The 9,119-nt window shown below is 71.1% G+C and carries 10 protein-coding genes and 1 pseudogene; 5 read left to right on the top strand and 6 right to left on the bottom strand.

The features are described 5' to 3' along the window. On the top strand, positions 1-525 hold a 525-nt coding region (locus VLF38_RS04800), incomplete at its 5' end, for a CatB-related O-acetyltransferase (protein WP_325270145.1). A 16-nt stretch (positions 526-541) separates the two neighbouring features. On the opposite strand, the gene VLF38_RS04795 is transcribed toward VLF38_RS04800, so the two are convergent. From VLF38_RS04795 to VLF38_RS04785, 3 genes are read right to left on the bottom strand one after another with little or no spacing between them, the layout of a single operon-like run. Beyond that, positions 542-1,738, bottom strand: a complete 1,197-nt coding sequence (locus tag VLF38_RS04795; RefSeq protein ID WP_325270144.1) for a glycosyltransferase family 61 protein — start codon at positions 1,736-1,738, stop codon at positions 542-544. A gap of 7 nt (positions 1,739-1,745) precedes the next feature. Beyond that, positions 1,746-2,777, bottom strand: coding sequence for a hypothetical protein (locus VLF38_RS04790; RefSeq protein WP_325270143.1), 1,032 nt, complete (start codon positions 2,775-2,777; stop codon positions 1,746-1,748). Further along, positions 2,770-3,789, bottom strand: coding sequence for a hypothetical protein (locus tag VLF38_RS04785; protein ID WP_325270142.1), 1,020 nt, complete (start codon positions 3,787-3,789; stop codon positions 2,770-2,772). The genes VLF38_RS04790 and VLF38_RS04785 overlap by 8 nt, the downstream gene beginning before the upstream one ends. 146 nt (positions 3,790-3,935) lie before the next feature. Between VLF38_RS04785 and VLF38_RS04780 the strand changes: the two genes are divergently transcribed. Beyond that, the gene (locus tag VLF38_RS04780) at positions 3,936-4,790 is read left to right on the top strand and encodes a sulfotransferase domain-containing protein (protein ID WP_325270141.1); all 855 of its coding nucleotides are present in this window, start codon (positions 3,936-3,938) and stop codon (positions 4,788-4,790) included. 13 nt (positions 4,791-4,803) lie between these two features. Here the strand turns inward: VLF38_RS04780 and VLF38_RS04775 are convergent, their stop codons facing one another. After that, positions 4,804-6,144, bottom strand: coding sequence for a hypothetical protein (locus tag VLF38_RS04775; RefSeq protein WP_325270140.1), 1,341 nt, complete (start codon positions 6,142-6,144; stop codon positions 4,804-4,806). 101 nt (positions 6,145-6,245) lie between these two features. Between VLF38_RS04775 and VLF38_RS04770 the strand changes: the two genes are divergently transcribed. Beyond that, on the top strand, positions 6,246-7,007 hold the full coding sequence (locus tag VLF38_RS04770; protein WP_325270139.1) for a methyltransferase domain-containing protein: 762 nt from the start codon (positions 6,246-6,248) through the stop codon (positions 7,005-7,007). A 38-nt stretch (positions 7,008-7,045) separates the two neighbouring features. Here the strand turns inward: VLF38_RS04770 and VLF38_RS04765 are convergent, their stop codons facing one another. Together VLF38_RS04765 and VLF38_RS04760 are read right to left on the bottom strand one after the other, a co-directional pair. Beyond that, entirely contained in the window at positions 7,046-7,510 is a 465-nt protein-coding gene (locus VLF38_RS04765; protein ID WP_325270138.1) for a thioredoxin family protein, read from the bottom strand. 35 nt (positions 7,511-7,545) lie between these two features. Further along, the gene (locus VLF38_RS04760) at positions 7,546-7,815 is read right to left on the bottom strand and encodes a MoaD/ThiS family protein (RefSeq protein WP_325270137.1); all 270 of its coding nucleotides are present in this window, start codon (positions 7,813-7,815) and stop codon (positions 7,546-7,548) included. Between the two features lie 67 nt (positions 7,816-7,882). On the opposite strand from VLF38_RS04760, the gene VLF38_RS04755 reads away from it, so the two are divergent. Beyond that, positions 7,883-8,614, top strand: a complete 732-nt coding sequence (locus tag VLF38_RS04755) for a response regulator transcription factor (protein WP_325270136.1) — start codon at positions 7,883-7,885, stop codon at positions 8,612-8,614. A gap of 198 nt (positions 8,615-8,812) precedes the next feature. Beyond that, positions 8,813-9,119 (top strand): annotated as a pseudogene (locus VLF38_RS04750) (type IV toxin-antitoxin system AbiEi family antitoxin domain-containing protein); the annotation flags it as partial.

Below are 9,119 nucleotides of genomic sequence, written 5' to 3'. Positions count from 1 at the left end.
GTCGTGCACGAGCACGCGGTGATCGGCCGCCGCTTCCGCAACACCAGCGCAGCCTGGATCGACCCGTGCACGATCGGCCCCTACGCGCTGATCGGCGGTGTGGTGATCCGCAGCGCCAACCACCACACCGAGTTCGCGAACATGCAGGAGTGGGTCCAGCAGCGCATCATCAAGGGCCGCAGCGTGCTGGCGATGCCGGAGAAGCCGGTCGTGATCGGCGCCAACACCTGGATCGGGGACGGCGCGACGATCCTGCCGGGGGTCGAGATCGGCGACGGTGCCATCGTCGGTGCCGGGTCGGTCGTCACCAAGTCGATCCCGGCGTACGCCATCGCCGTCGGCACTCCGGCGAGGGTCGTGAAGTACCGCTTCCCCGACGAGATCGTGGAGCTGGTCAAGGACGTGAAGTGGTGGGACTGGAGCGACGCGAAGCTCGCCGCCAACAAGGCGTACTTCGAGATCGACCTGACGACCGTCTCCGCCGACGACCTCCGTCGCGCCATCGCGGACATCGTCGAGGCCTGAGCCGGGCGGTCTCCGCTCAACCGAGCAGCGCGTCGACCTCGGCGAGCACCCGGGCGACCGGGATCGAGACGTCGTCGAGCACGCCCTTGTTGCGCCGTCCCGCCTGCTCCACTCCGTCGGCGACGAGGTAGCGGTAGTCGGCGCCGATCGCTTGCGCGATCGACCACAGGCCGAGGTGGACGTAGGTCGCCGGGAACATCTCCAGCACCTTCACGCCCGGCGGGCTGAAGGTCATGTTGGTCAGCGCGGCACCGTGCGGGGCGACGATCGCCTCGGCGTTCGCGAAGACGTTGATCTGCTCCTGGACCGTGAGCGTGCCCGCGTCCAGGCGGTGGAACCCACGCCGCTCGAGCTCTGGCCAGAGTGCCGGCTCCTCGACGTACCGGCGCGTGTTGGGGAGTGAGCCGCGGGTCAGGTAGAGCCGTCGCGGCAGGTCCGGGACCGCCGAGGGGCGCAGGTGGGCGCGCAGCCACTCCACGGTCGCCGGCGGCGCCTCGAGGTGCCAGTTGGGGTTGGAGGGCACCAGGAGCCGGTCGGCACGGTAGGTGAGACCGCGCCGGGGCTCGACGTAGCGACCGGACACACCGGCGAGCTCGAGCAGCGCCTTCTGGTAGCGGGCCTGGTGGGGCACGACCACCGTCTCCCAGCGAGCGTCGGGAAGCGACTCCGCGAGCACTCCGAGTCGGCCGATCGCGTCGTACAGGAAGTGGTAGTAGTTCGAGGAGGCCCCGCGGGTGGTCAGGCTGAGGGCGGTGCCGGGCAGGTGCTCCACCTCGCCCAGCGTCGGTCGCAGGTAGAGCGGGTGCCGCTTCCAGTCGGAGACACCGAAGTAGGTGCTCGTCTCGTGGTCGAGGCGGCCGCCCGGCGTGATCGTCGCGCCGTAGTCGCCCGTGATCCGCCCGTCGCGTACCTCGAGCGTGAAGGTCTCGGGGACGGAGACTGCCTCGACCTCGGCGAAGACCCAGTGGTCCGCGGGGTTGCCGGGGGTCGGCCGGCGGGCGACCGTGGCCGCCGGGTGGCCGGGGTGGAAGGTCACGGCAGCCGGCTCGGCCGCCGCGGTCTGCCGGGAGGTGGCCGCAGCCGCTCGCGGTACGCCGCGGTCACCGAGGACGGGGGCGACCAGACGGAACAGCACGCCACAGAGCAGCGTGACCAGGCCGTGCAGCCGCTTGAACAGGGGCCACCACGGACGGAGCCAGACCGGGAGCGTCACGACCCGATCACCGCGCAGCGAACCGGCGCACGACGCGCCACACGAGAGGGTGGGTGATGATCGTGCGGACGATCGCGCGCATCCACAGGGGGCGGATCAGCTTGCGCGCGAAGCGGGAGAGCCGGCCGTCCGTGCGGAGCAGGACGAGCTCGAGCTCGGCCTCCACGGCCCGGTTCAGCTCCACCGGCGGGTGCGAGAGCGGAAACTCGAGACCGACGGCGGGATAGGGGTCCTTGGCCGAGACCGTGTGGGTCGCGTCGGCGCCGTAACCGTCGTTCTCGACGAGGTTGAGCGCAGGCATCGCCGAGAGGCCGCGCTCGGACATGATCGTCACCCACCAGTGGTGGTCCCACCCGCGGGCGTCGCCATCACGCTCCTGCGCGACCTGCGTGAAGTGCTTCATCGCCGCCTCGGTGACCAGTGAGTCGGGGTGAGGGAGCGCCGGCTCGGTGCGCCAGGCGTCGACCGTGCGCGGGACCTGGTCGACACGCTCCTCCGCCCCGGCGTGGTCGCGCGGGAAGACCGCGCGGTGCTTGTGCCACCGGTCAGCCCACGTGGCCCAGCCCCAGACGCTCGCCCAGGTGCTGAAGCCGTAGCTGTAGCCGTCGAAGAGCGCCTCCGGCACCAAATGGGTGTCGCCGCCGATCTGCCACACGCGCGGCTCGTCGGCGTACCGCTCGAGGAGCTCCTCGCAATAGGGGAAGAACGACGGATGGGCGATGCAGTCGTCCTCGACGACGATCGCACGGTCGACCTGGGAGAAGACCCAGTCGAGACCGAGCTCGATGTTGGCCTCCAGGCCCAGGTTCCGCTCGGCGAACCGCGTGACGAGCTCGCCCTCCCACGGCTCCGAGGTGATCAGCTCACGCACGGTCGCGCACAGCGCGTCCTCTCCGGGACGCGTGGAGCGGGGGCCGTCGGCGACCACGAAGAGCTTCGCCGGCCGCAACGCGCGGAGCGCCTCGATGTTGCGGCGCGTGACCTCGGGACGGTTGAAGACGAAGAGGACGATCGGTGTGGCGAACAAGCTCTCAGCCACGAGGGCTCCTGTCGGTGAGGCGGGAAGCGGTCCGGGCCGCACGGACGGCGGCCCGGCTGTTGACGGCCTTCCGGGCGAGGTTGCGCAGACGGGGAGAACGCAGGACCTTGCGGGCCAGCCGCGCGGAACGGCCTCCGACCCGGCTGAGGACCAGCTCCAGCTCGCGCTCGACCTCGACGTCGAGCGCCACCCGCGCGGGGTGCTGCAGGGGGAAGTCCAGGCCGACGGCCGCGTGGTCGCTCCGGCCCACGACGTGCGAGGCGTGCGTGGCTCCCGCACCCCACCCGACGTTCTCCACCAGGTTGGCCGCCGGCGAGAGGGCGAACGCGCCGCGACTGATCATCGTCAGCCACCAGTGCTTGTCCCACCCGTGCGTGATGGTGTCGGGCGACTGCGAGGCCTCCGTGAAATGGTGCAGGCCCGACCGCGTCACCAGCTGGCCGGGGCGGGCCGTCCACGTCTCGGTCCGCACCGGCGCCTGACCCGCGGTGTGGTCGCGCACGAAGACGGCACGGTGCTGCTGCCACCGGTCGGCCCACGTCGCCCAGCCCCACACGCTGGCCCATGCGGTGAACGCGTAGGAGTGGCCCGAGAAGAGCTCCCGGGGAACGCCCAGCCCACTGCCGGAGACCTGCCAGACCCGCTGGTCATCGGCGTAGCGGTCCAGCAGCTCCGCCGCGTAGCGGAAGAAGGACGGGTGCGCGACGCAGTCGTCCTCCAGCACGATCGCCCGGTCCACCTGGCCGAAGACCCAGTCCAGGCCCAGCTCGACGTTCGCCTCGAGGCCGACGTTCGACTCGGCGTACCGGCGGTGCACGCGGCACGGCCAGTCGACGCCGTCGAGGACGGCGCGTGTCTCCGCGCAGAGCCCGGCGTCGTCCGGGCGGTCCGCGCGCGGTCCATCGACCACGAGGAAGAGGTCGCTCGGGCGGGCCTCGCGGATCGCCGCGAAGGTGCGGGACGTCAGATGTGGCCGGTTGAAGGCGATCAGGACGACGGGCGTGGAGAGCAAAGGAGTCCTCGTGGAGTGCGCGTGGTGCGGCTCGCGGGGGCGACCGGCGCTATTCCACCAGATTCGGGGACGTCGCGTGGCAAGGCGCTTCGGTCGTCCGCGGATTGCGCTGCAACCCGTCTTCGCGACCGTCTACAGTGACCGCCGTGACAGAGCAGGAGCACGACCACATCAAGCCGAAGGCCACCCTCTTCGTCGAGGAGAAGCTGCGCCGCGTGGCACGCGGAGCGACGCGCCAGATCGTGACGCGCCGGGGCGCCGAGCTCGGCATGTGGAACGGCGCGGGCTACCCCAAGTCCGGCACCGTCTGGCTCTGCAAGCAGCTCGGCTCGGCGCTCGGCCTGCCCGCCCCGATCGACTACCAGCTGCCGATCATGATGCAGTCGGTCATCCACTCGCACTGGATGTACGACGAGCGCTTCGGCCCGTCGGTCTACATCCGGCGCGACGGTCGCGATGTCGTGGTGTCGATGTACTTCCACTGGATGCGCGGCCTGGTCCTCAAGCGTGACCCGAAGTACTCAGCGGCACTCGCGGAGATCTTCCACAAGCTCTACGGCCCGTCGTTCGACCCCGACGACGCGGTCGGCAACATGCCGAAGTTCATCGAGTACCAGATGACCGTCGCCCCGACGACGCGCGGCGTCACGTGGCAGGACCACATCCGCGCGTGGTGGGACCAGCCGAACGTCGGCCACGTCTCCTACGAGAACCTCCTCGTCGACGGCGTCAACGAGCTCTCCCAGGCGATCGAGAAGGCCCAGGGCACGCCGGTCGACCGTCGTCTCGTCGAGCTCGCCGTCGAGCGCCACGCGTTCAAGACCGAGACCGGCCGCGCGGCAGGCGAGGAGCACCGCGGCAGCTTCCTGCGCAAGGGCATCGCCGGCGACTGGGTCGAGCACTTCTCCCGTGAGGCGGGCGAGGTCTTCGACCAGTTCGCGGGCCAGGACCTCGTCGACTTCGGCTACGAGGCCGACCGCACCTGGTGGCACCAGCTCTGAGCGTCGCGCGGCCTCAGGAAGCGGGGCGCGGACGGCTGCGGTTGGTGCCGACGACGGTGCTGCCCTCGTCCGACTCCGGGGACGACTCCTGAGCCGTCTCGCGGCGCGGATCTGCCGAGGGCAGGAGTGTCGGCAGGATCGCGAGGCTCACCGGCACCCAGATGGTCCGGTCCCACAGGCCCGGAAGCGCGGCGGCGATGCCGACGACGGCCCAGGCCATCCACGCGAGCCGGCGCTGCGGATGGTCGCCGAAGAGCGGTCGGGCCAGGGTGCCGAGGACGAGCAGGTAGCCGATGAGGCCGACGACACCGGCGGCGACGGCGACCTCGACGTACAGGTTGTGGATCAGCTCGACGTTGACGAGACCGCTGCCCGTCAGCGGGGCGTCGAGGAACCGCTCGATGCCGCCGCTGAACGCCGACTCGCGCTCGTCGTCGGCGACCGTCGCCGAGCCACCGCCCAGCAGACGTCCGAGGGCCGATCCCTCACCGCTGAGGCTGACGATGACCGGGCCCGAGGCGAGCACGACGGCGCCCAGGCTGAAGACACCGATGCTGGAGAGCGTGGACCGCTCGACGAGCGGCAGCATCGCGACGAGGGCGATCGCCACGGCGAGCGCGCCGCGGCTTCCGCTGAACCAGATCGAGGTGAGGCTGAGCAGCGCGGCGCCAGCCATGAGCAACCGGAGGCCCTGCCCGCGGTGGTGCTGGTAGAGGTAGAAGAGGATCGCCAACGAGACCAGTCCAGCCAGGCCGAAGCCGTTGGGGTGGATCGTCAGGCCGTCGTAGCGACCGGTGACAGGGTCCTTGCCCTCCGCGAGGCCCACGAAGGTGCTGACCATGTGGCCGCCCACGTAGGCCCAGAGCAGCGCGACGATCCGGCTGCTCGCGGGGTTCCACCACGCGATCAGCAGTGGTAGCCCGGCCAGGAAGAACATCCACTGAGCGAGGCTGGCCAGGCTCTGGACCGTGGTCGAGGAGATCGCCGATCCCAGCAGCGCGAAGCTGAAGAGGACCACGATGCCGAGGGTCCATGCCGTCGGGAGGCCGAGTCGCCGGTTGGCGAGGCTCGGCAGGAGCAGCAGCCAGGCCAGCACGAGGAAGAGATCGGTCGGGGTGCCGATCCCGCCCGTCAGGCCGTCGAGCCCACGGCTCATCGGCGCCGTGGCGAACGCGACGACCAGGCAGACCACGCCCGCGCGGTCGGTGCCGAGGGTCACGAAGACGACCAGACCGATCGCGGCGGCCAGGGCGAGGAAGGGGTTGATCGTCGCGGCCGCCCAGGTCAGGCCGGCCGTCAGGAGGACGGCGACGGCCGTCAGCAGCAGGTCGCGCCGACCCAGCGCTTCACTCACGACGTGTCCTCCTCAGGATCCTGCGGAAACCCTAGCCGCACGACGCACTCATGCGCGCGGGACGCCCCTGCGCAGCCGCTCGGTGTCAGTAGGGTGGCGCCGTGACCGACGACTTCACGCCCAACCCGGCTGCGCAGCGGATCTACCCCGAGGTCGCCGCGGGCGGTTTCACCCGCCACGACGGCTTCATCGACTTCTTCCAGCGGATCAACGCGTTGCTCGGCCCGGAGAGCGTGGTCCTCGACTTCGGCGCGGGGCGCGGGGCCTGGACGGACGTCGGCCTGTCGTCCTTCCACCAGAACGTGCGGGACATCGGCACCCGCGTGGCGAAGGTCGTCGGCGTCGACGTCGACCCGGTCGTGCTCGAGAACCCGAAGCTCGACGAAGCGCACCTCATCGTGCCCGGCGAGCCGCTCCCCTTCGCCGACGCCACGTTCGACCTGGTCTTCGCCGACCACGTCCTCGAGCACGTCGATGCGGCTGACGCTCCGGGCGTGGCCGCCGAGCTCCAGCGGATCCTCAAGCCCGGCGGCTGGTTCGCGGCCCGCACCCCGAACAAGTGGGGAATGATCGGCATCGTCGCCCGCGCGGTTCCCAACCGGATGCACGTCAAGGTCCTGGAGAGCCTCCAGCCCGGCCGACTCGCCGAGGACGTCTTCCCGACACGCTATGCGATGAACACCTGGAAGCACCTGGGCCGACTCTTCCCGCCCGCGTCGTGGAAGCTCGCCGTCTACGGCCACGCCAGCGAGCCGCAGTACGTCGGGGCGAACGTCGCCGCCTGGCGCGTGGCCAGCCTCGTCGACCGGCTGACTCCCCCGCGGATGCTGCCGACGTTGATGATCTTCGCGCAGAAGCGCTGATCCTCGGAAGGCCCGGCCGGCCGCTCGGCCGCTCGGGATCAGAGCTGGTCGAGTGCCGTCAGCACCTGCTGCTGCGTGGGCGCGCCCTGCGCCCTGGCGATCTCACGGCCCGAGGCGTCCAGCACGACCGTGGTGGGCGTCCGGAGGATGCCGAGCGTGCGGACCAGGTCGAGGTGGTGCTCGGCGTCGATCTCGACATGGCGGACGCCGGGGACCAGCGCGGTGACCTCGGAGAGGATCCGCCGGGTCGCCCGGCAGGGCGCACAGAACGCACTGGAGAACTGCACCAGCGTCGCCTTCTCACCGAGGGCGTCACCGCGGCGCGCCGCTCCTGCACCGACCAGCTCCCCCCAGACGTCGAGCCGGAGGTCATGGAGATCAGTCGTGGGTGCCCCATGCACCTTGTGGGTCCCGCGGAACCTGCCGTCGGTCGCGAGGCGCCACAGGCCGATGCCGACGGCGAGCACGACGGCGGCAACGAGGACGTACTGGCCGGTGGTCACACCGCCCCCAACTCGAAGCGGGGGTCGAGCATTCCTCAGCCGCCCGCGAACGGCGGCAGGAACTCCACGACGCTGCCGGCCCCCACCTCGCCACCCTGGGGCTGACGGCCGTCCACGAGCACCGAGCAGACCGCCAGTACGCCGGCCAGGCGGTCGCTCTCCGGGTGCCGCGCGATGGCGGCCTCGCGCAGGTCCTCGAGGCTCTGCGGGCCGGCGTACGACTCCTCGGCGACGCCTGCTGCAGCGCGTGCGCCCGCCCAGTAGCGGACCGTGATCGTGGTCGCTGTGGCATCGGGAGGGGTCACGTCCGATATTCTGCAGGCACCGTGGCATCACACCCACCCCGGGGGCCGCAGTCATGAGGAGGCGCCGATGAGCACCCTGCTCCTGCTGACGAGCGCCCTGCAGTCCTCCACCGAGGTCCTGCCCGGCCTCTCGCTGCTCAGCCACCAGGTGAAGGTCCTGCCCGCCGAGGGCAGCGCACTCCTCGAGGCTCCCGACTCCGACCTGATCCTCGTCGACGGCCGCCAGGACCTCGCCCACGCCCGTGACCTCTGCCGGCTGATGCTCGCGACCGGCTCCGACGTCCCCGTCATGCTCGTGCTCACCGAGGGCGGCCTCTCCGTGGTCAGCGCCGACTGGGGCATGGACGAGATCGTGCTCATGACGGTGGGTCCCGCCGAGCTCGAGGCGCGCATCAAGCTCGCGATCGCGCGCAACAACGCCCGCCGCCAGGCCGACAACCCCGATGCCCACGTCATCCGCTCCGGCGAGGTCGTCGTCGACGACGCGACCTACACCGCGCGCCTGGGCGGCCGCGCGCTCGACCTCACCTTCAAGGAGTTCGAGCTGCTGAAGTACCTCGCCCAGCACCCGGGCCGGGTCTTCACCCGCCAGCAGCTGCTCCAGGAGGTCTGGGGCTACGACTACTTCGGTGGCACGCGCACCGTCGACGTCCACGTGCGTCGCCTCCGCGCCAAGCTCGGCCCCGAGAACGAGAACCTCATCGGCACGGTCCGCAACGTCGGCTACCGCTTCGTCGTGCCCTCGAAGGGCGCCGCTGCCGAGGTCGACGAGCCGGCGGACGAGACCGCCGACGCCTGAGCGGTCGGGCGTCCCGCTGATCCGGCGCGCCAGTTCTATTCGCAAGTGGCGGAGCGGGGCAGCAGCCGAGCGCCGGCGCGGCCCACCGATCTTGTTCGTCGGCCAGGCAATGGATGCGTGACAGGCGCACAGAATCGTTGTCCACAGGGGCAACCGCAGGCGGATGCATGCCCGCCTCGAACGGGGCACGCTCCCGGCATGCCCCGACCGCAGCGCCAGGTCCCGCCGTACGACGTCGCCCTCGTGCGTGCCCGGCTGACGGCCCAGGCAGGCGTGATCACGCGAAGTCAGCTGACAGGCCTGGGGGTGACCGACGCCGACATCGCCCGCCTCGTGCGGCGCAAGACGGTGCACCGGCTCTCCATGGGCCTCTTCCGCGAGGGCTCCGGCAAGCTGTCGCCGCTCCAGCGCGCCTGGTGGGCCTGCCTGCACCATGCGGACAGCGCGATCGCGGACCTGTCGGCGCTGCAGCTCGCGCGAGACGGCACCGGCGGCCACCTGACGC

The sequence above is a fragment of the Nocardioides sp. genome (genome assembly GCF_035481145.1).
In the GTDB taxonomy this organism is placed as follows: domain Bacteria; phylum Actinomycetota; class Actinomycetes; order Propionibacteriales; family Nocardioidaceae; genus Nocardioides.
Note: the sequence above shows the minus strand (reverse complement) of the source record. Positions and strands in the feature narration are given on the sequence as shown.